The organism is Kitasatospora purpeofusca (genome assembly GCF_034043715.1).
In the GTDB taxonomy this organism is placed as follows: Bacteria; Actinomycetota; Actinomycetes; order Streptomycetales; family Streptomycetaceae; genus Kitasatospora; species Kitasatospora purpeofusca_A.
Map to the genome: position 1 here is coordinate 73032 of NZ_JAXCLC010000020.1, position 20794 is coordinate 93825.

A 20794-nucleotide genomic window follows, 5' to 3' on the forward strand; every position below is an offset into this window, starting at 1 on the left:
ACCCTCGGGCAACTCGAATGGGGGAAAATTGGGCGGGAATATTGCCCACTTCCAGAGTCCGAGGGCATGCTGCCGGAGGTAGCGATACGTGAGGGCATCGTCGCGGCACGTGTCGGTGTGCGATCTCATAGGAGGCATCCGGTGCTGTCCATCAAGACCGAACCTCGACAGGTCTCATGGGTCGTCCCCTCGCGGGAGGAGGCTGTCGGCTACGTGCGGCACAGAGCGTTGGTGGAGATCAGGGCCTGGGGTATTGAGCTCGCCGACTCGTTCGAGGTGGAGTTGGTGGTCACCGAGTTGGTGACCAACGCGGTCTCGCACGCCGGTGGGCTGGTCGTCGGTGTCGGGATTCAGGTGGCCGAGGCGGGCGCGGTGGTGATTCGGGTCAGTGATGCGCACCCGGGGTTCTTCGGGCGGCGGGTGGTGCGGGAGCCCGGGGAGCACGGGCGGGGGCTTGTCATGGTGCGGCAGTTGGCGCGGTGCTGGTGGTGGGAGCCGTTGGCGGAGGGGAAGGTGGTCTGCGCGCTGGTGGAGGTGGGAAATCCGGGGCGGGGGAGGATGGGGGTGTGACGAGGATGAGTGATGGGCGGTATGCGCCGGCGGGGTCGTTGGTCGGGCTGGTGCAGCGGGGGCGGGGGCTGGGGGCGCGGATGGTGGCGGAGGATCCGCGGGGGACGGCCGAGGTGGTCGAGATGTGTGCTCGCTGGGACTGGCGGTGGGACGACGCGGATCAGCGGGCGGTGTATCTGGCGCGGTTGGTGCGGGATGCCGGGGTAGGGGGTGACCTGCCCGAGGTGGTGGACGGGCGGCGGCACGAGGAGGACGTCGAGGTGGAGGGGGACGTCGCGGCGTTGGTGGAGCGGTTGGAGCGGGAGTGGGTGGAGAAGCGGTGGTGCGGGCCGGTGCGTACGGCGCGGGCGCTGGCGACGTACGGGGCGGAGGCCAGGGGCGCGGTGTCGCTGCTGCGGCGGTTCTGGTTGTGGACGCCGCACTCGCACGAGCGGGTGGGGTATCTGGAGGCGTTGGCGGCCATCGAACCGGCGGGGTTGGACGGCATCTACGTGGAGTGTCTTTGGGACTGTGAGGAGGACGCGCGGCTGCTGGGGGTGGAGCGAACTCGGGACGGGGTGGAGGTGCGGGAGAGATTGAGGTACTTGGCGGAGAACGAGTTGGAGGCGGAGAAGGTCAGGGCCGCCGCGCGGGGGCGGTTGGCGGCCCTGACCCAGGGGTGATCAGAGGCCCGGGATGCGGCCGTTGCGGTAGAGATCGACGAAGAGCTGGTGGTCGGCGCGGGCCCGGGCGCCGTACGCGTGGGCGAAGTCGACGAGCATCTGCGTGAAGCCCGCCTCGTCGCGGGTGATGGCCTCGTGGATCGCGTGCTCGGTGGAGAACGGGACCAGGGTGTGGCCGCTGGACGATTCATCCGCGGCCGCGTGCATGGTGGCGGTGGCGCGGCCCAGGTAGCGGGTGACGGCGAGCAGGTCGGGGAGTTCGTTGAGATCCCGCCAGTCGAGGTCGGTCGCGTACGGGGAGACCTCGGCGACCAGCTGGCCGCGGCCGCGCAGCGTCGTGTAGCCGAGCCAGGGGTCGCTGTGGGACTGGAGGGCGCGCTGGGAGATGACCGTGCGGTGGCCCTCGTGCTCGAAGTAGCCGGCGATGGCGGGGTCCGTCACGTGGCGTGAGACGGCCGGGGTCTGGCCCTGCTTCATGTAGATGATCACGTCGTTCTCGAGGGCGTCGGTGTGCCCTTCGAGGAGGACGTTGTAGGAGGGGAGGCCCGCCGAGCCGATGCCGATGCCGCGGCGGCCGACCACGTCCTTGACCCGCAGGGCGGTGGGGCTGACCCGGGTGGAGGGCGGGAGGGTCGACAGGTAGTCCTCGAAGGCGGCGAGGACCTCGGCTTTGGTGGGCTCGTCCAGCTCGAACGCGCCGCCGCCGAGGCGGAAGCGGCGGTCGAAGTCCTCGACCACCGTGTCGCCGTCGAGCAGGGAGACCCGGGTCCGCAGCCGGGCCTGCCGGAGGGTGGCGAGGACCGGGCCGGTGGCGGTGTCCAGGGTGTACGGGTCGGCGTCGCCGGAGGTGACGTGGGCGGCGATCCGGGCCCGGTACGCCTCGGCGAAGGCGGTGACCAGTCCGGTGATGGTCGTGTCCGACAGGGCCTTGGCGTAGCCGATCAGGGCGAGCGAGGCGGCGAGGCGCTGGACGTCCCAGGTGAAGGCGCCGACGTAGGCCTCGTCGAAGTCGTTGACGTTGAAGACGAGCCGGCCCTCGGCGTTGAGGTAGGTGCCGAAGTTCTCCGCGTGGAGGTCGCCGTGGATCCAGACCCGGCTGGTGCGGTCGTCGAGGAAGGACGCGCCGAAGGAATCGAACGGGGCGGTGGTGAGGTCCGCGTAGTAGAGGGCGGCGGTGCCCCGGTAGAAGGCGAACGCGGAGGCGGCCATCTTGCGGAACTTCACGCGGAAGGCCGCCGGGTCTTGGGCGAGGAGGTCGCCGAAGGCCGTGTCGAAGACGCCGAGGACGGCCTCGGCGCGGTCGGTGGCGGGGGGCGGCGGTTGCGACATTCGGGATCCTTCGGGCTCGGCGGGTGGCCGGGAACTGAGCTGCCCCAGGAGGCTAGAGTAGGGGCGTGAACGTGTGAGTGGTGGTCCGGGCCCGGTGAGTGGCTCGGGCCGCAATTGTTTCCGGGCATCCTCTGTGACCTGCGCGTTCGCCGGCTCCCCCAGCTGCCAGTACGAGCCTACGGAGGCCCCGCCTTGAGCGATCAGCCGTTCGCACACCTGCACGTCCACACCGAGTACTCGATGCTGGACGGCGCAGCCCGGCTGAAGCAGATGTTCAAGGAGGTCGAGCGGCTCGGGCAGACCCATGTCGCGATGACCGACCACGGCAACATGTACGGCGCCGCGGAGTTCCACAAGCAGGCCACCGGCGCGGGCATCACCCCGGTGATCGGGATCGAGGCGTACGTCGCCCCGGAGTCCCGTTCGAACACCAAGCGCATTCTGTGGGGCCAGCCGCACCAGAAGAAGGACGACGTCTCGGCGTCCGGTGCCTACACCCACAAGACGATCTGGGCCCGGAACAAGGAGGGCCTGCACAACCTCTTCAAGCTGACCTCGCGCTCGTACTCCGAGGGCTGGCTGGTCAAGTGGCCGCGGATGGACAAGGAGCTGATCTCCGAGCTGTCCGGCGGCCTGATGGCGACCACCGGCTGCCCGTCCGGCGAGGTGCAGACCAGGCTGCGCCTCGGGCAGTTCGACGAGGCGCTCCGGTCGGCCGGCGAGTACCAGGAGATCTTCGGCAAGGAGAACTACTTCCTGGAGCTGATGGACCACGGTCTCGACATCGAGAAGCGGGTCCGGGACGGGCTGATCGAGATCGGGCGCAAGCTCGGCATCCCGCCGGTGGTCACCAACGACTCGCACTACACCACCGAGGCCGACGCGGGCGCCCACGACCTGCTGCTCTGCGTGCAGACCGGCAAGAACCTCTCCGACCCGGACCGCTTCCGGTTCGACGGCACCGGCTACTACATCAAGTCGGCCGCCGAGATGTACGCGCTGGACCAGTCGGACGCCTGGCAGGAGGGCTGCCGCAACAGCCAGCTGCTGGTGGCCTCGCGGGTCGACACCGCGGGCATGTTCGAGTTCCGCAATCTGATGCCGCGCTTCCCGATCCCGGAGGGCTTCGAGTCGGAGGCGGAGTTCTTCAGGTCGCAGGTCTGGCAGGGCATGGAGTGGCGCTTCCCGAACGGGTACGACGAGGAGCACCGGAAGCTCGCCGAGTACGAGATGGACACCATCGTCCAGATGGGGTTCCCGGCGTACTTCCTCGTCGTCGCGGACTTCATCATGTGGGCGAAGGGGCAGGGCATCGCGGTGGGCCCCGGCCGCGGTTCGGCGGCCGGCTCGCTGGTCGCGTACGCCATGGGCATCACCGACCTCGACCCGATCCCGCACGGTCTGATCTTCGAGCGCTTCCTCAACCCCGAGCGCATCTCCATGCCCGATGTCGACATCGACTTCGACGAGCGCCGGCGCGGTGACGTGATCCGGTACGTGACCGAGAAGTGGGGATCCGACAAGGTCGCCATGATCGTCACCTACGGCACCATCAAGGCGAAGGCCGCCATCAAGGACTCCTCGCGGGTCCTCGGCTACCCCTACGCGATGGGCGACCGGATCACCAAGGCGATGCCGCCGGACGTCATGGGCAAGGGCATCCCGCTGTCCGGCATCACGGACAGCAGCCACCCGCGCTACAGCGAGGCGGGCGAGATCCGCGGGCTGTACGAGAACGACCCCGATGTGCGCAAGGTGATCGACACCGCGCGCGGCATCGAGGGCCTGATCCGCCAGCCCGGTGTGCACGCGGCCGGCGTCATCATGTCCGCCGAGCCGCTGACCGACCACATCCCGGTCTGGACCCGGCACACCGACGGCGTCACCATCACGCAGTTCGACTACCCCACCTGTGAGGGCCTCGGCCTTCTCAAGATGGACTTCCTCGGCCTGCGCAACCTGACGATCATGGACGACGCCGTCAAGGCGATCGAGAAGAACAAGGGCATCAGGATCAACCTCCTGGAGCTGCCCCTGGACGACAAGCCGACCTACGAACTGCTGGCCCGGGGCGACACGCTCGGCGTCTTCCAGCTCGACGGCGGTCCGATGCGCTCGCTGCTGCGGCTGATGAAGCCCGACAACTTCGAGGACATCTCCGCCGTACTGGCGCTCTACCGGCCGGGCCCGATGGGCGTCAACTCACATACGAACTACGCGCTGCGCAAGAACGGCCAGCAGGAGATCACCCCGATCCACCCGGAGTTGGAGGCCCCCCTGGAGGAGGTGCTCCGGCCCACCTACGGCCTGATCGTCTACCAGGAGCAGGTGCAGAAGGCGGCGCAGATCCTGGCCGGCTACTCGCTCGGCCAGGCCGACCTGCTGCGCCGCGCGATGGGCAAGAAGAAGAAGGAGATCCTGGAGGCGGAGTTCGGCCCGTTCCGGAAGGGCTGCCGGGAGCGCGGCTACTCGGACGCGGCGATCCAGGCGGTGTGGGACGTCCTCGTCCCCTTCTCCGGCTACGCGTTCAACAAGGCGCACACGGCGGGGTACGGGCTGGTCTCGTACTGGACGGCGTACCTCAAGGCCAACTACCCGGCCGAGTACATGTCGGGTCTGCTCACCTCGGTCAAGGACGACAAGGACAAGTCGGCGGTCTACCTCAACGAGTGCCGCAAGATGGGCATCAACGTCCTGCCGCCGGACGTCAACGAGTCGGACGCGGACTTCACCCCGCACGGGAACACCACGGTGCGGTTCGGTCTGACCGCCATCCGCAACGTCGGCGGCCCGGTCGTGGAGTCGATGATCCGGACCAGGAAGGCCAAGGGGAAGTTCGCCTCCTTCCCGGACTTCCTGGACAAGGTGGAGTCGGTGGTCTGCAACAAGCGGACCGTCGAATCGCTGATCAAGGCCGGCTCCTTCGACTCGCTCGGGCACACGCGCAAGGGCCTGAGCGCGGAGTTCGAGCCGATGATCGACAACGTGGTGGGCATCAAGCGCAAGGAGGCGGAGGGGCAGTTCGACCTCTTCGGCGGCGACGCGACCAGCGACGAGCCGACCTTCGGGCTGGACGTCGTCTTCTCCGAGGAGGAGTGGGAGAAGTCCTTCCTGCTCGCCCAGGAGCGGGAGATGCTGGGCCTGTACGTCTCCTCGCACCCGCTGCACGGCATCGAGCACGTGCTCGCGGAGAAGGCGGACTGCGCGGTGGCGGAGCTCGCCGAGCGGCCGGACGGGGCGATCGTCACCATCGGCGGCATCATCTCGGGCCTCCAGCGGAAGATGACCAAGCAGGGCAACGCCTGGGCGATCGCGACGGTCGAGGACCTCGCGGGCTCGATCGACTGCATGTTCTTCCCGGCCAGCTACCAGCTGGTGTCCTCGCAACTGGTCGAGGACGCGGTGGTGTTCGTCCGGGGCAAGGTGGACAAGCGGGAGGACGTGCCGCGGTTGATGGGGATGGAGCTGTCCGCCCCCGACCTGTCGAACGCGCACGCCGAGGCGCCGATCGTCATCATCATCCCGGACGGCAAGGTGACGCCGCCGCTGGTGGCGCGGCTCGGCGAGGTGCTGAGCAGCCACCGGGGGACGACGGAGGTCCGGGTCCGGCTGGAGGAGCAGCACCGGACGACGGTGCTGCGGCTGGACCGGCACCGGGTGAAGTCGGACCCGGCGCTGTTCGGCGACCTCAAGCAGCTGCTCGGGCCGAGCTGTCTGGCCGCCAACGGGACGGGCGGCGCGGCGGGCTGACGCCGCGGTCGGGGCTGAGTCCCGCTGCTGGGGCGCCCGGGCCGGGCGGCCCCGGCTCAGGCGGAGTTGCGCAGCGGGGCCGGGACGGCGGTGTGCAGGGCGGAGACGAAGGCGGAGACCGCCGGGTGGGCCCCGGCCCCGGCGCGGAAGGCGGCGCGGGTGCGGCGGTACATCGGCAGCCGGGTGAGGACGACCCCGGGCGGGGGCCGGTCGATGCCGAGGTGGGGGACCAGCGCCACGCCCTGACCGGCCGCCACCAGGGCGAGCACGGTGGCGAAGTCGTCGATCCGGTGGCGGATCCGGGGCGCGAAGCCGGCGCTCTCGCAGGCCCGGACGGCCATGCTGTGGCACAGGGTGCCCGGCGGGGAGACGATCCACGGTTCGGCGCGCTGGTCGGCGACGGTGCCGGGGGCGCGGGCGGCGAGGTACATCGGTTCGGTGAAGACGGGCCGGGTCGTCGCCAGGCCGGGTTCCGGGTCGGCCGGGACCAGGTCGTACTCGTGCACCAGCGCGACGTCCAGTTCGCCGGCCCGCAGCGCCGCCGCGACCTCGGCCGGGTCGACCTCGGTGACCATCGGCTCCAGCCCCGGGTGCCAGCCGGCCAGTTCGGCGAGTACGGCCGGGACGATCGCGCGGGCGGCCGACGGGTAGGTGCCGATCCGCAGCGGCCCGGCCAGGCCCTCGCGGGCGTGGGCGAGTTCGGCGCCCGCCTGCTCCAGCCGTTCGAGCACGGCCTCGGCGTGCCGGACCAGGTTGCGGCCGGCGGGGGTGAGGACGACCCGGCGGCCGGTGCGTTCGAGCAGGGGCACACCGGCCTCCTTCTCCAGCACGGACAGCTGCTGGGACACCGCCGAGGCGCTGAAGCTGAGCGCCTCGGCGACGGCGGCGATGGTGCCGAGGTGGGCGAGTTCGCGCAGCAGGCGCAGGCGTCGGACGTCGAGCATCGGCCCAGCTTACGAGAAGCGTCGGAAACATGAACTGGACCCGGGGGATCGCCCGGCCGCAGGATCGTGGCCATGGAACTCACGGGCATTCTCGTCCCCCTGGTCACCCCGTTCGCGGCCGACGGCTCGGTGGCGCTGGACGCGCTGGAGAAGCTGGCCGGCTCGCTGCTGGACGAGGGCGCGGCCGGCCTGGTCGCGCTCGGCACCACCGGCGAGCCGGCCGCGCTGACCGCGGACGAGCGGCGGGCGGTGGCCGGGGTCTGCGCCGGGGTCTGCGCCGCCAGGGGCGTGCCGCTGCTGGTCGGCGCGGGCGGGACCGGCACCGCCGCGGCCGCCGAGGAGCTGGCCGGGCTGGCCGCGCGGGTGCCGGGGGTGGCGGGCGCGCTGGTCACCGTGCCGTCCTTCGTCCGGCCGGGCGAGGCCGGGACGGTGGCGCACTTCCGGGCGCTGGCCGAGGCCAGTCCGGTGCCGCTGGTGATCTACCACATCCCGTACCGGACCGGGCAGGAGCTGTCGGGCGCCGCGCTGCTGGAACTGGCCGCGCTGCCCGGGGTGGTGGGTGTGAAGTACGCGACCGGCGGGGTGGACCAGGCGGCGGTGGAGCTGCTGGCCGCCGCTCCGGCCGGGTTCTCGGTGCTGGGCGGGGACGACGCGGTGCTCGCGCCGCTGCTCGCGCTGGGCGCGGCCGGCGGCATCCTGGCCTCCGCCCACCTGGCCACCGCGCGCTGGGTCGAGCTGGCCGGGGCGTGGCGGGCCGGGGGCGCGGCGCGGGCCCGGGCGCTGGGCCACCGGCTGGCCGGGCTGGCGGCGGCGGCCTTCGCGGCGCCGAACCCGGCGGTGGTCAAGGGGGTGCTGCACGCGCAGGGGCGGATCCCGACGCCGGACGTGCGGCTGCCGCTGCTGCCGGCGGGGCCGGCGGAGGTCGAGCGGGCGCTGGAACTCCTCAGTGGTCTGGACCACTGAGACCACAGGGTGGAATATCCGGCCGTCCGAAGCCCGTGACAAGGCATGATGGGCGGAGTGCGGCCGTGAACGGCGACATCAAGAGGAGTAGACGGATGAAGATCGGCATTGTCGGGGCCACCGGTCAGGTCGGCGGCGTGGTCCGCGAGATCCTGGCGCAGCGCGCGGACCTCCCGGGCGGCGTCGGCCCGGTGGAGCAGCTGCGGCTGTTCGCCTCGGCCCGCTCGGCCGGCCGCACCCTGCCCTGGCAGGGCACCGAGATCACCGTCGAGGACGCGGCCACGGCCGACTACACCGGCCTGGACATCGTGATCTTCTCCGCCGGCGGCTCCACCTCCAAGGAGCTCGCCCCCAAGGCCGCCGCCGCGGGCGCCGTCGTCATCGACAACTCCTCCGCCTGGCGCCGCGACCCCGAGGTCCCGCTGGTCGTCTCCGAGGTCAACCCGCAGGCCGTCGCCGACCGCCCCAAGGGCATCGTCGCCAACCCGAACTGCACCACCATGGCCGCCATGCCGGTGCTGCGCCCGTTGCACGACGAGGCCGGCCTCGCCGCCCTGGTCGTCTCCACCTACCAGGCCGTCTCCGGCAGCGGCGTGGCCGGCGTGGCCGAACTCCAGGAGCAGGCGGCCAAGGTCGTCGACGGCGCCGCCGCGCTCGCCCACGACGGCTCCTCGGTCGAGTTCCCCGAGCCCAAGGTCTACCGGCGCCCGATCGCCTTCAACGTCGTCCCGCTGGCCGGCTCGATCGTCGAGGACGGCTCCAACGAGACCGACGAGGAGCAGAAGCTCCGCCACGAGAGCCGCAAGATCCTCGGCATCCCCGACCTCAAGGTGGCCGGCACCTGCGTGCGGGTCCCCGTCTTCTCCGGCCACTCGCTGCAGATCAACGCCCGCTTCGAGCGCCCGATCAGCCCCGAGCGCGCGGTCGAGCTGCTCACCGGCGCCCCCGGCGTCGAGCTGAGCGAGATCCCCACCCCGCTCCAGGCCGCCGGCCAGGACCCGAGCTACGTCGGCCGGATCCGGGTCGACGAGACGGTCGAGAACGGCCTGTCGCTGTTCATCTCCAACGACAACCTGCGCAAGGGCGCCGCGCTCAACGCCGTCCAGCTGGCCGAGCTGGTCGCCGCCGAGCTCAGGGGCTGACCTGCCGCATCGCGCCGAAGGGCTCCGTCCACGACCGGACGGGGCCCTTCGGCCTGTCGCGGGACAGCGGCGGAGCCCGAGGTTCGGCGGGCGGGTCAGTGGGAAAAGGTGACCCAACGATCGGGCGGCTGCGGGCACCCCCTCACCCCACCCCGCCCGGGCGCCGGGCGGACCGCGCCCACCCCCGGCACCGTCGGCCCGGCGGAGCCCCACCCGAGGGCGAGCGGAAAGAGGTGCGCGATGGACCGCTGTGTCGTCCTCGTGGATGCCGGATACCTGCTGGGCGCCGCCGCCAGCCTGCTCGCCGGTGACCCGTCCCGCTCCAAGGTCACCGTCGACCACATCGCGCTGATCGCCGCCCTGCGCGAACGCGCCGAGGCCGAGACCGGCCTCCCGCTGCTGCGGATCTACTGGTTCGACGCCGCGCCCGAGCGCCGCCCGATGCCCGAGCACCGGCGGCTGCGGGTACTGCCCCGGGTCACCGTCCGGCTCGGCGCGCTCACCCGGGCCGAGGGGCGCTGGGTGCAGAAGGGCGTCGACGCCGCGATGCACGCCGAACTCTCCGAACTCGCCCGCAACCGGGCCTGCGCCGACGTCGTGCTGATCACCGGCGACGGGGACCTGCTGCCCGGCATGATGTCCGCCAAGGAGCACGGCGTCGTCGTCCACCTGTGGGCGCTCCAGGCCGCCGACGGCGACTTCAACCAGTCCGAGGACCTGGTCGGCGAGGCCGACGAACGCCGGGTGCTGGACCGCGAGTGGATCGAAGGACCGTTCAGCCTGCGCGACACCTCCAGCGTCTTCCCGGCCCCCGGCGCCCGGCACGACATCGCCAAGATCCTCGCCGCCCCGCCCGCCGGGCCCCCGACCGGACTGCCGGGCCCGCTGCCCGCCGAGCCGGTGCCCGGCCGTCCCGCCGCCGGGGCGCCCGCCGCGGCCGTCGCCGCCTCGGCCGCCGCCGGCCCGGCCGTCGACGGACGCCCCCAGCCGGCCACCGCCGGCGGGCTCAAGGTCGTCCCCACCCCCAAGGACCTCGCCGGACGCAGCGCCGACCGGCAGGCCACCGCCGTCGACCGCCACCAGAGCGGCCCGGTGCTGCGCTGGTCCTCCGACCGGGGCTGGATCGAGCGCCCCGCCCAGGAACCCGCCGCCACCGCCGGCGACGGCCTGCCCACCCTCGCCCAGCTCACCACGGCCGAGCAGCGCTGGGCCGACCGCGAGGAGGACATCACCTCCATCGGCGGCGACGCCCACGAGGTGGGCCAGGTCTTCGCCCGCCGCTGGACCACCCGGGCCGGCGACGTCGAACGGCTCACCGTCCTGTGGCCCGACTACCCCCGGATCCCGCACCGGGTCGACGGCGAGCTGCTGCGCTACGCCGCCCGGTTCGGGCTGCTCGCGCACAAGGACGACCAGATCGACGAGCACGACCGGTACGCGATCCGGGCCGGATTCTGGAAGGAACTCGCCACCCGGGTCCCCGGCGGAAACCTGGTCGTGGTCGACGACTGACCCCGGCAGGCGGCGGGGACCGGGACGGAACGGGCCCCGTTGTCCGGTTCGCCGGTCGCACCGCGTAGAGTCTTCGGTCGTGAGCGAGTCGGCCGGGCGGGCACCCCAGGACAGCGCGCCGTGCTGCGCCGTACGGGACCTGGTCCGGACGTACCGCGCCGGGCGCGGCGGCGCCGCCGAGACGGTCCGGGCCAATGACGGCATCAGCCTGACCGTCCGGCAGGGCGAGATCTTCGGCCTGCTCGGACCCAACGGCGCGGGCAAGTCCACCCTGGTCCGCCAGCTCACCGGCCTGCTGCGGCCCGACTCCGGCAGCATCGAGATCCTCGGCCACGACGTGGTCCGGCACCCCGAACGCGCCGCCCGGCTGCTCGGCTACCTCGGCCAGGAGTCCACCGCGCTCGACGAGCTGACCGTCTCCCTCGCGGCCGAGACCACCGGACGGCTGCGCGGCCTACGCCGGGCCGAGGCCCGGGCGGCGACGGACGCGGTGATCACCGAACTGGGCCTGGAACCGCTCGCCCACCGCCCGCTCGCCAAGCTCTCCGGCGGTCAGCGCCGACTCGCCTGCTTCGCCGCCACCCTGGTCGGCGACCGGCCGCTGCTCGTCCTCGACGAGCCGACCACCGGCATGGACCCGGTCGCCCGGCGGGCCGTCTGGTCGGCGGTCGAGCGCCGCCGGGCCGAACGCTCCGCCACCGTGCTGCTGGTCACCCACAACGTGATCGAGGCGGAGACCGTGCTGGACCGGGTCGCCGTGATCGACGAGGGCCGGGTGATCGCCTGCGACACCCCCGGCGGGCTCAAGGCGCTGGTCGACGGCGACGTCCGGCTCGACCTGGTCTGGCGCGACGAGGCGCCGCTGGGCGTCCCCGCCGTGGCGGCGCTGGCCGAGCGGGCCGAGCGCACCGGCCGCCGCTGGACCGTCCGCACCACCCCCGAGCAGGCCCGCGAACTGGTCTCGGCCGTCACCACCGGCCCGGCGTTCGCCGCCCTGGACGACTTCACCCTGGCCACCCCGAGCCTTGAGGACGCTTACCTCAAACTGGGCGGCCGCCACGGAGGACTGGCCAAGTGACGCTGCTCTCGGCACCGCCGCGGACCACCCCGGCCGCGGCCGACGGACCCGCCCCGCTCGCCCCCGCCGCCCGGCTGCTGCCCGCCCTCGCGGCCGTCTACCGGGCGCAGCTCGCCCGGGCCAGGGTGGCGCGGATCCCGCTGCTGTTCGTGGCCACCTTCCAGTCGCTCGGCATCCTGGTGATGATGCGGGGCGTCGTCGACTCCGGGCAGACCTCGGCCGCCCGCTACGTGGTGGCCGGCTCCAGCGTGCTGGTGGTCGCCTTCGTGGCGCTCAACCTGCTGGCCCAGTACTTCGGGCGGCTGCGGGCCGGCGGGGGCCTGGACCACTACGCGACGCTGCCGGTGCCGGCCGCCTCGGTGGTGCTCGGCACGGCCGCCGCGTTCGCCTCGTTCACCCTGCCGGGGTCGCTGGTCACGGCCGCCGCGGGCGCGGTCATGTTCGGGCTGCCGGTGGGGCAGCTGTGGGTGCTGCTCGCCGTGGTGCCACTGGCCGGGGCGGCGCTGGCCGGGCTCGGCGCGGCCTGCGGGCTGCTCGCGCCCCGCCAGGAGATCGCCACCATGCTGGGGCAGCTCGGCATGTCGGCGGCGCTGCTGCTCGGCGTCCTGCCGGTCGACCACCTGCCGCAGCCGGTGCTGTGGCTGCGCGACCTGCTGCCGTCCACCTACGCGGTGGAGGCGTTCGCCCGGACGTTCCGGCCGGACCCCGACTGGGCGACGGTGGTCGCGGACCTCGGGGTGTGCGCGGGAGCGGGCGTGGTCTCGCTGGCCGTGGCCACCTGGGCGTACCGGCGGGCGACCCGGCGCTAGAGATCTCCCGGGCGACGCCGGCCGTCGGGCCCGTGGTTCGGTGGGTGGCCGGGCCCCGGCGGTCGTGAGCGTGAAACGATGGGGGCGTGACCGTACCGAACACACCTCCGGATCCCGCGCGCGCCGACGGTGTCACCGATGCCGTGCCCGCCCCGTACGCCGCCGACCGCGATCCGTACGCCGCGCCCGGGCCCGCGTCCGAGCCGTACGGGCTCCCGCCCGGGGTGGACGTGACGGCCGGGAAGGACCGGCCGGTCGAGCCCCTCGCGCAGCGGCTGCTGCCCGAGCTGAGGGTCGGGGCGGCCACGGTGCTGGCCTGTCTGGTGCTCGGGGTCGTGATGGGCGCGCTGTGGGTCTGGCTGGCGCCCAAGGTGCCGCTGGTGGTGGACGGCAACAAGATCCTCTACGCCGACCCGGAGGGCGAGCAGCGGGCCGGGGCCGACAGCGTCTTCGTGCTGCTCGGCCTGGGGGCGGGCCTCCTGACCGCGCTGGGCGCGTTCCTGTTCACCCGGAAGCGGGGCGGCGGGATCGCGGTGGCGGTCGGACTGGCGGTCGGCGGACTGCTGGCCTCGGTCGGCGCCTGGGGGCTCGGACGCTGGCTCGGGCCGAGCGGGGACCTGGTGGCCCAGGCGCGGCGGGTCGGCAACGGTGGGCACTTCTCGGCGGACATCGACCTCGGGGCGTACGGCGCGGTGCTGGCCTGGCCGATGGCCGCCATGGTGTTGCTGCTGGCGCTGTCGGCGGCGTTCGGCAAGCGCGAGGAGGACCCGCCGCCGTACTGGGTCCCGGGGCCGCCGGTCCCGGGCGCGGGCGCGGGCCTTCCGGCCGGGTACCCGGCCGCCCCGCCGGAGGACCGGCGGCCGGACTGGCCGGAGGACCGGCCGCAGGACCGCTGGGAGGACCGGCGGGAGGACCGGCGGGAGGGCTGACCGGCCGCGCGGTCCGTCAGCGGCCGATGGGGGCCGTGCGGGCCCCGGTCAGGGCGACCAGGTGCGCGGGGGAGAGTTCGACCTCCAGGCCCCGGCGGCCCGCGGAGACGTAGACGGTCGGATGGCCGAGCGCGCTCTCGTCGACGACCGTGCGCAGCGCCCGGCGCTGGCCGAGCGGGGAGATGCCGCCCCGGACGTAGCCGCTGCTCCGCTCGGCGGCGGCCGGATCGGCCATCGCGGCGCGCTTGCCGCCGACCGCCGCGGCCAGTGCCTTGAGGTCCAGTTGCCCGGAGACCGGGACCACGGCCACGGTGAGGACGCCGTCGACGTCGGCGACCAAGGTCTTGAAGACCCGGTCGGCGGTCACCCCGAGCGCTTCGGCGGCCTCCTCCCCGTACGAGGCGGCCGCCGGGTCGTGCGCGTAGGCGTGCACCGTGAACGGCACGTCGGCGGTCTCCAGGGCGACCGTCGCGGGTGTGCCCCGGCCGCCCTTCTTCGGTTTCGCGGCCACGGGGCCTCCGGTCGGGCTGGGTCGGTCAGGTTGAGTCGGTCAGGGTGGGTCGGCCGGGCTGAGTCGGCCGGGCCGGTTCGTTCGGGGCCGGGTCAGTTCGGGCTGAAGGACTGGCGGGTCAGGTTGACGGCGGGCAGCGAGGGCAGCCAGCCGAGCACCGCGCTCTCGCGGCGCAGCAGCTCGAGTTCGGCCCGCAGCCGCTGGGCGTTGTCCGGGCTGGCGAGCAGCCGCTGCTTGAGCGGTACCTCCAGCACGGCCGCGGCCGCGACCAGGTAGGACAGCACCTGCGGGTCGTCGGGCAGCTCCGGGCGGCCGACGGTGCTGGCCTCCCGGGCGCCGGCGAGCCGCCGCTGGTAGGTGCGGAAGGCGCGCTCGACCTCGGCGGCCAGGGCCCCGGAGCCCTCACCGGTGCGCTCCTCGATCGGTTCGGCCTCGCCCACCAGGTAGGGGCCGCCGACGTCGACCGAGCGCAGCCGGAACCGGGTGGTACCGGTGACCAGCAGCTCGTAGCGGCCGTCGGGCTGCGGCTGGGCGGAGGTGACGTCCGCGACACAGCCGATGTGGTACAGCGCCTCCAGCGGGTCGCCGGTGGCGGTGCCGAGGCCGTCCAGCGGTCCGGCCGGTCCGTCGTCGGGGCGGACCGGGGCGACCTCGCGGCCGTCCTTGATGGCGAGCACGCCGAAGCGGCGCGGCCGGTCCTCGGGCCCGTCGAGCAGATCGGCGACGAGACGGCGGTAGCGCTCCTCGAAGACGTTCAGGGGCATGACCAGGCCCGGGTAGAGCACGTTGTTCAGCGGGAAGAGCGGCAGCCGTTCTGTCACGGCGGACAGCGTAGTTCCCCGGGCGGTGCGAGCGCTCCGGGGTTGTCCGCGGGAGCGCGTCCGTAGCTGTTCGTAGCTGTCCCCAGCTGTCCGTGGCCGGCCGCGGCGGTCCCGGGCCGGCCGTTCGCGGCTATCCGCGCTGGAGCATCCGGCTGGCGCCGGCGGCGACGGTGGTGGCGAGCACCCACCCGATCACGACCAGGCTCGCCGAGACCCACTGGGAGGCCCCGCCGGGGTTCCAGCCGCCCTGGCCGAGGTCGACGACCGGCAGCAGCTGGCCGAGCGCGTACAGCACCGGGTTCCAGTGCGGCCGCTCGTCGGCCTTCAGCGGCTGGAGCGCGTGGGTCGCGAAGTAGAGGCTGCCGAGCGCCCAGGCGAGCAGCAGCCAGAGCGCGGCCCGCCCGGGCCGGTAGCCGTAGCCGACGGTCGCGTCCTGGACCCGGCCCCAGATCCGGGCCGGCAGCGGCAGGGTCTGCCGGCGGCGGCGCTGCTTGGCGTGGAGCACCTCGCGCGCGTCGTCGTCGGCGCCGTCGCGCCGCAGCGCGGCGGCGAGCTGCTCGTAGGACTCGGGCTGGAACTCCACCGTGGCGCCCTCCAGCCAGGCGATCCGCTGGTGGGCGGGGAACGGCACGGCCGGGCGCAGGCACTCGTAGGTGAAGCCGGTGAGGCCGATCGTGCCGCCCCGCGGCCAGGAGCCGGGCGCGTCGACCAGGTTGCCGATCCGGGCCCGGGACAGCGAGACCGTGCCGCCGGCCGGGAAGCGGCAGGTGAAGCGCAGCTCCGGGGTCTGGATCCGGCGCAGGGTGACCTCGTCGCCCTCGTCGAGGTGGAACTCGGCGTCGGAGAGCAGGCAGGCGTTCTCGAACCGGCCGTCGGACAGCCGCACCTGGCCGAAGGCGCGGAACGGCGTGCTCGGCGAGTCCGGCGGCGGCACCTCGCCGTACCCGGAGCCGTAGTAGGTCTGCGACCCGTACCAGCCGCCGTCGGCCGAGCCGCTCAGGTACAGCGTGTGGCCGACGGTGAGCCGGACGGCGTTGAGGGCGTTGCGGTTGCCCGGGACGGCGTGCAGCTGGGCGCCGCGCAGCGAGAGCCGGCCGCCGATCCGGGCGGTGCGCAGGCTGACCTCGCCGTCCGTGGTGAGCCGGTCGGCCTCGCAGTCCTGGTTCACCGCGATGCCGTCGGCGGACAGCGCCCGGCCGAACCGGTCGCCGCCCAGGACGGCCTGGTTGAGCAGCAGGTCGGTGCCGATCCGGGCATCCGTGAGCCGGACCCCCTGGCGTATTCGGCAGCGGGCCAGGTGCAGGTCGCCGGAGGTCACCAGCCGGGAGGCCTCCAGCCGGGGGACCAGGCAGTTGATGAAGCGCAGGGTGCCGGCCTCGGCCTCGGACATCAGGATCTTCTGGTCGAACCGGCAGTCGTGGAGCTCGACGTAGTGCCCGATCGTGCCGCCGGCCAGCCGCAGCGGCCCGGTGACCAGCGCGCCGGTCAGTTTCAGCGAGGCGACCCGTCCGGGTACGGGAGCGGGCCCGTCCAGCAGCAGCCGGGAGAGCACCTCGGCCCGGACCGTCCGCCGGGCGTCCCAGACGGCCTCGCCGAAGGGGTCGTCCGCCGCGGCCTCGCCGGTGCGCAGATCGAGGGTCCGGCCGTGCCGGAACGCCTGCCACAGTGCCTGCTCGGCCGCCGTCCAGCCGTCCGGTATCCGCTCCGCCATGCCGTCCCCCCGTGTCCCCCGGTCGTCTCGCCCTTCGTATCACGGACTGAAATGCGGGATCGCGGGTTCCGGCCACTCCTTACACTGGGAGGCGTGATCTCTCGAATCGATCTGCGCGGCTCGCTCGACGACCCGCGCGGACTGCTGCCCCGTGCCGACTTCGACGTCGCGGCCGCCCTGGAGAAGGTGCGCCCGATCGCCGAGGACGTGCACCATCGCGGTGTCGCGGCGCTGATCGAGATCACCGAACGCTTCGACGGCGTGCGGCTGGAGTCCACCCGGGTCCCGGCCGAGCAGCTCGCCGAGGCCCTCGCGGAGCTGGAGCCGAAGGTGCGCGCCGCACTGGAGGAGTCGATCCGCCGGGCCCGGCTGGTCCACGCCGACCAGCGCCGCGAGGGGCACACCACCCAGGTGGTGCCCGGCGGCACGGTGACCCAGCGCTGGGTGCCGGTGGACCGGGTCGGGCTGTACGTTCCGGGCGGTCTGGCCGTCTACCCGTCCTCCGTAGTGATGAACGTGGTGCCGGCCCAGGAGGCTGGCGTCGCCGGGATCGCGGTGACCTCGCCGCCGCAGAAGGCCTTCGGCGGCCGGGTGCACCCGACGATCCTGGCCGCGTGCGCGCTGCTCGGCGTCACCGAGGTGTACGCGGTCGGCGGCGCCCAGGCGGTCGCGATGTTCGCGCTCGGCACCGAGGAGTGCGAGCCGGTGAACATGGTCACCGGCCCCGGCAACATCTACGTGGCCGCCGCCAAGCGCTACTTCGCGGGCCGGATCGGCATCGACTCCGAGGCCGGACCGACCGAGATCGCCGTCCTCGCCGACGACAGCGCCGACCCGGCGGAGGTCGCCGCCGACCTGATCAGCCAGGCCGAGCACGGCCCGACCTCGGGCTCGGTGCTGGTCACCGCCTCGGTGGCGCTCGCCGACGCGGTCGAGGCCGAGCTGAAGACCCAGGTCGCCAGGACCAAGCACGGCGAGCGGGTGGCCGAGGCCCTCGGCGGCCGGCAGTCCGGCCTCATCCTGGTCGACGACCTGGAGCAGGGCCTGGCGGTCGTCAACGCCTACGCGGCCGAGCACCTGGAGATCCAGACCCGGGACCCGCACGCGGTCGCCGCGAAGGTCCGCAACGCGGGCGCGATCTTCATCGGCCGGTACACCCCGGTCTCGCTCGGCGACTACGCGGCCGGCTCCAACCACGTGCTGCCCACCGGCGGCTGCGCCTGCCACTCCGCGGGCCTGTCCGTGCAGACCTTCCTGCGCGGCGTGCAGGTCGTCGAGTACGACCGCGAGGCGCTGGCCGGCATCGCCGCGCACGTGGTCACCCTGGCGGACGCCGAGGACCTGCCCGGTCACGGCGACGCGATCAAGGCACGCTTCGTCGGAGACGAACACAATTGGCAGAGCGAGTGGACGGTTCCCGGCACGTGACCACGATCAACGACCTCCCCGTCCGGGACGAGCTGCGCGGCCAGTCGCCCTACGGCGCCCCGCAGCTCGACGTCCCGGTCCAGCTGAACACCAACGAGAACCCGTACCCGCTCCCCGAGGAGCTGGTCGCCCGGATCGCCGAGCGGGTCGCCGAGGCCGCCCGCCACCTCAACCGCTACCCCGACCGGGACGCGGTCGAGCTGCGCGAGGGCCTGGCCGGCTACCTGACCCGGACCACCGGCTTCGCCGTCGCCCGGGAGAACGTCTGGGCCGCCAACGGCTCCAACGAGGTGCTCCAGCAGCTGCTCCAGACCTTCGGCGGCCCCGGCCGCACCGCGCTCGGCTTCGAGCCCTCGTACTCGATGCACGCCCTGATCTCCCGGGGCACCGGCACCGGCTGGATCTCCGGCCCGCGTGACGACGACTTCACCATCGACCCGGACGCCGCCGTCGCGGCGATCGCCGAGCACCGGCCGCACGTGCTGTTCGTCTGCTCGCCGAACAACCCGACCGGCACCGCCGTCGCCGCCGACACCGTGCTGCGGCTGTACGAGGCCGCGCAGGCCGCCCGGCCCAGCCTGGTGGTGGTCGACGAGGCGTACGTCGAGTTCTCGCACCGCGACTCGCTGCTGCCGCTGCTCGAGGGCCGCCCCAACCTGGTGGTCACCCGCACCATGTCCAAGGCCTTCGGCGCGGCCGGGCTGCGCCTGGGCTACCTGGCCGCCGACCCGGCGGTGGTGGACGCGGTCCAGCTGGTACGCCTGCCGTACCACCTGTCGGCCGTCACCCAGGCGACCGCGCTGGCCTGCCTGGAGCACACCGACACCCTGCTCGGCTACGTCGGCCGGCTCAAGGACGAGCGCGACCGGCTGGTCGGGGCCCTGCGCGGACTCGGACTCGAGGTGACCGACTCGGACGCCAACTTCGTCCAGTTCGGCCGCTTCGCCGACACCCACGCCGTCTGGCGGGCCATCCTCGACCGCGGCGTCCTGGTCCGGGACAACGGCGTCCCCGGGTGGCTGCGCGTCACCGCCGGCACCCCCGCCGAGAACGACGCCTTCCTGGCCGCCGTCGCCACAGCCCTCCCGTCGCCCGCCGCCACCCTTGATCGTCCGCGCTCCGCGCGCGCAGCCAGTCAGGAGCTGTAACCCCGTATGACCCGTATCGGACGCGTCGAGCGCACCACCAAGGAGACGTCCGTCCTGGTCGAGATAGACCTGGACGGCACCGGCAAGACCGACATCTCCACGGGCGTCGGCTTCTACGATCACATGCTCGACCAGCTCGGGCGCCACGGCCTCTTCGACCTGACCGTGAAGACCGACGGCGATCTCCACATCGACAGCCACCACACCATCGAGGACACCGCCCTCGCGCTCGGCGCCGCCTTCCGGCAGGCGCTCGGCGACAAGGTCGGCATCTACCGCTTCGGCAACTGCACCGTCCCGCTGGACGAGTCGCTCGCCCAGGTGACCGTCGACCTCTCCGGCCGCCCCTACCTGGTGCACACCGAGCCGGAGCAGATGGCGCCGATGATCGGCGCCTACGACACCACCATGACCCGGCACATCCTGGAGTCCTTCGTGGCCCAGGCCCGGATCGCCCTGCACGTCCACGTGCCCTACGGGCGCAACGCCCACCACATCGTGGAGTGCCAGTTCAAGGCGCTGGCCCGGGCCCTGCGCTACGCCTCCGAGCGCGACCCGCGCGCGGTCGGCATCCTCCCGTCGACCAAGGGCGCACTGTGAGCAACACCGCGATGATCCTCATCTTCGTCGGGCTCTTCCTGGCCGGCGGGGTGATCTCGTTCTGGAAGCAGAAGCAGGCGAAGGGCGTCATCGTCGTCCTCGCGCTGGGCTCGGTCATGTGCCTGGGCGCCGGCCTGATGCGCCTGTGACCGGCGCCTGTGACCGCCGCCCGCGACCGGAGCCTGTGACCGGCGCCTGTAACCGCTCGGCGAACGAAAGACTGGACACCTGAACATGGGCAAGAACGTCGTGGTGCTCGACTACGGCTCCGGCAACCTCCGCTCGGCGCAGCGCGCCCTGGAGCGGACCGGCGCCAACGTCACCGTCACCTCCGACTACCAGGCCGCGATGGACGCCGACGGCCTGCTCGTCCCCGGCGTCGGCGCCTTCGAAGCCTGCATGCGCGGGCTGAAGTCGGTCCGCGGGGACTGGATCGTCGGGCGCCGGCTGGCCGGCGGCCGACCGGTCATGGGCATCTGCGTGGGCATGCAGATCCTCTTCGAGAAGGGCGTCGAGCACGGGGTGGAGACCGCCGGCTGCGACGAGTGGCCGGGCACGGTGGAGCCGCTGGAGGCCCCGGTCGTGCCGCACATGGGCTGGAACACCGTGGACGCCCCCGAGGGCAACCGGATGTTCGCCGGCCTGGACGCGGACGCCCGCTTCTACTTCGTCCACTCCTACGGGGTGCGCCACTGGGAACTGGAGACGCACAGCGCGCGGATCAACCCGCCGCTGGTCACCTGGGCCACGCACGGGCAGCCGTTCGTGGCGGCCATCGAGAACGGCCCGCTCTGGGCCACCCAGTTCCACCCCGAGAAGTCCGGCGACGCCGGCGCCGCCCTGCTGACCAACTGGGTCAACACCCTCTGACCACGGAAGACGTGTAC

The 20794-nt window shown here is 73.2% G+C and carries 19 protein-coding genes; 14 read left to right on the forward strand and 5 right to left on the reverse strand.

What is annotated here, in order from left to right; translation table 11 throughout:
• Positions 1–141: 141 nt before the first annotated feature.
• Complete coding sequence (locus SM793_RS13110) at positions 142–570, forward strand: ATP-binding protein (RefSeq protein WP_320438314.1); 429 nt, start codon at positions 142–144, stop codon at positions 568–570.
• Positions 571–692: 122 nt separating this feature from the next.
• Positions 693–1232: a hypothetical protein gene (locus tag SM793_RS13115; protein WP_320438315.1), complete on the forward strand. Its 540-nt coding sequence runs from the start codon at positions 693–695 to the stop codon at positions 1230–1232.
• Here SM793_RS13115 and SM793_RS13120 read toward each other — a convergent pair whose 3' ends face one another.
• On the reverse strand, positions 1233–2561 hold the full coding sequence (locus SM793_RS13120) for a DUF2252 domain-containing protein (RefSeq protein WP_320438316.1): 1329 nt from the start codon (positions 2559–2561) through the stop codon (positions 1233–1235).
• 192 nt (positions 2562–2753) lie between these two features.
• On the opposite strand from SM793_RS13120, the gene dnaE reads away from it, so the two are divergent.
• Positions 2754–6311 carry a DNA polymerase III subunit alpha gene (gene dnaE / locus SM793_RS13125; protein ID WP_320438317.1) on the forward strand — a complete coding sequence of 1186 codons (3558 nt, stop codon included), beginning with the start codon at positions 2754–2756 and terminating at the stop codon, positions 6309–6311.
• A 56-nt stretch (positions 6312–6367) separates the two neighbouring features.
• Here the strand turns inward: dnaE and SM793_RS13130 are convergent, their stop codons facing one another.
• The gene (locus SM793_RS13130) at positions 6368–7255 is read right to left on the reverse strand and encodes a LysR family transcriptional regulator (protein WP_320438318.1); all 888 of its coding nucleotides are present in this window, start codon (positions 7253–7255) and stop codon (positions 6368–6370) included.
• Positions 7256–7327: 72 nt separating this feature from the next.
• Here SM793_RS13130 and SM793_RS13135 point away from each other — a divergent pair, with 72 nt between their 5' ends.
• The 6 genes from SM793_RS13135 to SM793_RS13160 all read left to right on the forward strand — a co-directional run bounded on the left by SM793_RS13135 (position 7328) and on the right by SM793_RS13160 (position 13688).
• Positions 7328–8218 carry a dihydrodipicolinate synthase family protein gene (locus SM793_RS13135; RefSeq protein ID WP_320438319.1) on the forward strand — a complete coding sequence of 297 codons (891 nt, stop codon included), beginning with the start codon at positions 7328–7330 and terminating at the stop codon, positions 8216–8218.
• 95 nt (positions 8219–8313) lie between these two features.
• Positions 8314–9360: an aspartate-semialdehyde dehydrogenase gene (locus SM793_RS13140; protein ID WP_320438320.1), complete on the forward strand. Its 1047-nt coding sequence runs from the start codon at positions 8314–8316 to the stop codon at positions 9358–9360.
• Between the two features lie 240 nt (positions 9361–9600).
• A complete protein-coding gene (locus SM793_RS13145) occupies positions 9601–10872 on the forward strand; it encodes an NYN domain-containing protein (RefSeq protein ID WP_320438321.1) in 1272 nt (423 codons plus the stop codon).
• A gap of 79 nt (positions 10873–10951) precedes the next feature.
• Positions 10952–11950: an ABC transporter ATP-binding protein gene (locus SM793_RS13150; RefSeq protein ID WP_320438322.1), complete on the forward strand. Its 999-nt coding sequence runs from the start codon at positions 10952–10954 to the stop codon at positions 11948–11950.
• Positions 11947–12759, forward strand: coding sequence for an ABC transporter permease (locus SM793_RS13155; RefSeq protein WP_413815945.1), 813 nt, complete (start codon positions 11947–11949; stop codon positions 12757–12759). Before SM793_RS13150 ends, SM793_RS13155 begins: the two co-directional genes overlap by 4 nt.
• A gap of 86 nt (positions 12760–12845) precedes the next feature.
• Positions 12846–13688 (forward strand): hypothetical protein, encoded by an 843-nt coding sequence (locus SM793_RS13160; RefSeq protein ID WP_320438323.1) that lies wholly within the window; start codon positions 12846–12848, stop codon positions 13686–13688.
• 16 nt (positions 13689–13704) lie between these two features.
• Here SM793_RS13160 and ybaK read toward each other — a convergent pair whose 3' ends face one another.
• The 3 genes from ybaK to SM793_RS13175 all read right to left on the reverse strand — a co-directional run bounded on the left by ybaK (position 13705) and on the right by SM793_RS13175 (position 16731).
• Positions 13705–14199: a Cys-tRNA(Pro) deacylase gene (gene ybaK / locus SM793_RS13165; protein WP_320438324.1), complete on the reverse strand. Its 495-nt coding sequence runs from the start codon at positions 14197–14199 to the stop codon at positions 13705–13707.
• A 92-nt stretch (positions 14200–14291) separates the two neighbouring features.
• The gene (locus tag SM793_RS13170; protein WP_320438325.1) at positions 14292–15020 is read right to left on the reverse strand and encodes an LON peptidase substrate-binding domain-containing protein; all 729 of its coding nucleotides are present in this window, start codon (positions 15018–15020) and stop codon (positions 14292–14294) included.
• A gap of 130 nt (positions 15021–15150) precedes the next feature.
• Positions 15151–16731 carry an oxidoreductase gene (locus SM793_RS13175; protein ID WP_320438326.1) on the reverse strand — a complete coding sequence of 527 codons (1581 nt, stop codon included), beginning with the start codon at positions 16729–16731 and terminating at the stop codon, positions 15151–15153.
• Between the two features lie 93 nt (positions 16732–16824).
• Between SM793_RS13175 and hisD the strand changes: the two genes are divergently transcribed.
• The 5 genes from hisD (at position 16825) to hisH (ending at position 20777) form a co-directional block, all read left to right on the forward strand.
• On the forward strand, positions 16825–18159 hold the full coding sequence (gene hisD, locus SM793_RS13180) for a histidinol dehydrogenase (protein WP_320438327.1): 1335 nt from the start codon (positions 16825–16827) through the stop codon (positions 18157–18159).
• Positions 18156–19307, forward strand: coding sequence for a histidinol-phosphate transaminase (locus SM793_RS13185; RefSeq protein WP_320438328.1), 1152 nt, complete (start codon positions 18156–18158; stop codon positions 19305–19307). The genes hisD and SM793_RS13185 overlap by 4 nt, the downstream gene beginning before the upstream one ends.
• Positions 19308–19313: 6 nt before the next feature.
• Positions 19314–19907 carry an imidazoleglycerol-phosphate dehydratase HisB gene (gene hisB / locus SM793_RS13190; RefSeq protein ID WP_320438329.1) on the forward strand — a complete coding sequence of 198 codons (594 nt, stop codon included), beginning with the start codon at positions 19314–19316 and terminating at the stop codon, positions 19905–19907.
• On the forward strand, positions 19904–20056 hold the full coding sequence (locus SM793_RS13195; RefSeq protein WP_320438330.1) for a hypothetical protein: 153 nt from the start codon (positions 19904–19906) through the stop codon (positions 20054–20056). The genes hisB and SM793_RS13195 overlap by 4 nt, the downstream gene beginning before the upstream one ends.
• An 85-nt stretch (positions 20057–20141) precedes the next feature.
• The gene (gene hisH, locus SM793_RS13200) at positions 20142–20777 is read left to right on the forward strand and encodes an imidazole glycerol phosphate synthase subunit HisH (RefSeq protein ID WP_320438331.1); all 636 of its coding nucleotides are present in this window, start codon (positions 20142–20144) and stop codon (positions 20775–20777) included.
• Positions 20778–20794: the final 17 nt, after the last annotated feature.

Coding starts and splice junctions, on each gene's coding strand:
- SM793_RS13175 (WP_320438326.1), bottom strand. CDS start 16,731: ATGGCGGAGCGGATACCGGACGGCTGGACGGCGGCCGAGCAGGCACTG.
- SM793_RS13135 (WP_320438319.1), top strand. CDS start 7,328: ATGGAACTCACGGGCATTCTCGTCCCCCTGGTCACCCCGTTCGCGGCC.
- SM793_RS13130 (WP_320438318.1), bottom strand. CDS start 7,255: ATGCTCGACGTCCGACGCCTGCGCCTGCTGCGCGAACTCGCCCACCTC.
- hisB (WP_320438329.1), top strand. CDS start 19,314: ATGACCCGTATCGGACGCGTCGAGCGCACCACCAAGGAGACGTCCGTC.
- hisH (WP_320438331.1), top strand. CDS start 20,142: ATGGGCAAGAACGTCGTGGTGCTCGACTACGGCTCCGGCAACCTCCGC.
- SM793_RS13145 (WP_320438321.1), top strand. CDS start 9,601: ATGGACCGCTGTGTCGTCCTCGTGGATGCCGGATACCTGCTGGGCGCC.
- SM793_RS13120 (WP_320438316.1), bottom strand. CDS start 2,561: ATGTCGCAACCGCCGCCCCCCGCCACCGACCGCGCCGAGGCCGTCCTC.
- SM793_RS13140 (WP_320438320.1), top strand. CDS start 8,314: ATGAAGATCGGCATTGTCGGGGCCACCGGTCAGGTCGGCGGCGTGGTC.
- SM793_RS13115 (WP_320438315.1), top strand. CDS start 693: ATGTGTGCTCGCTGGGACTGGCGGTGGGACGACGCGGATCAGCGGGCG.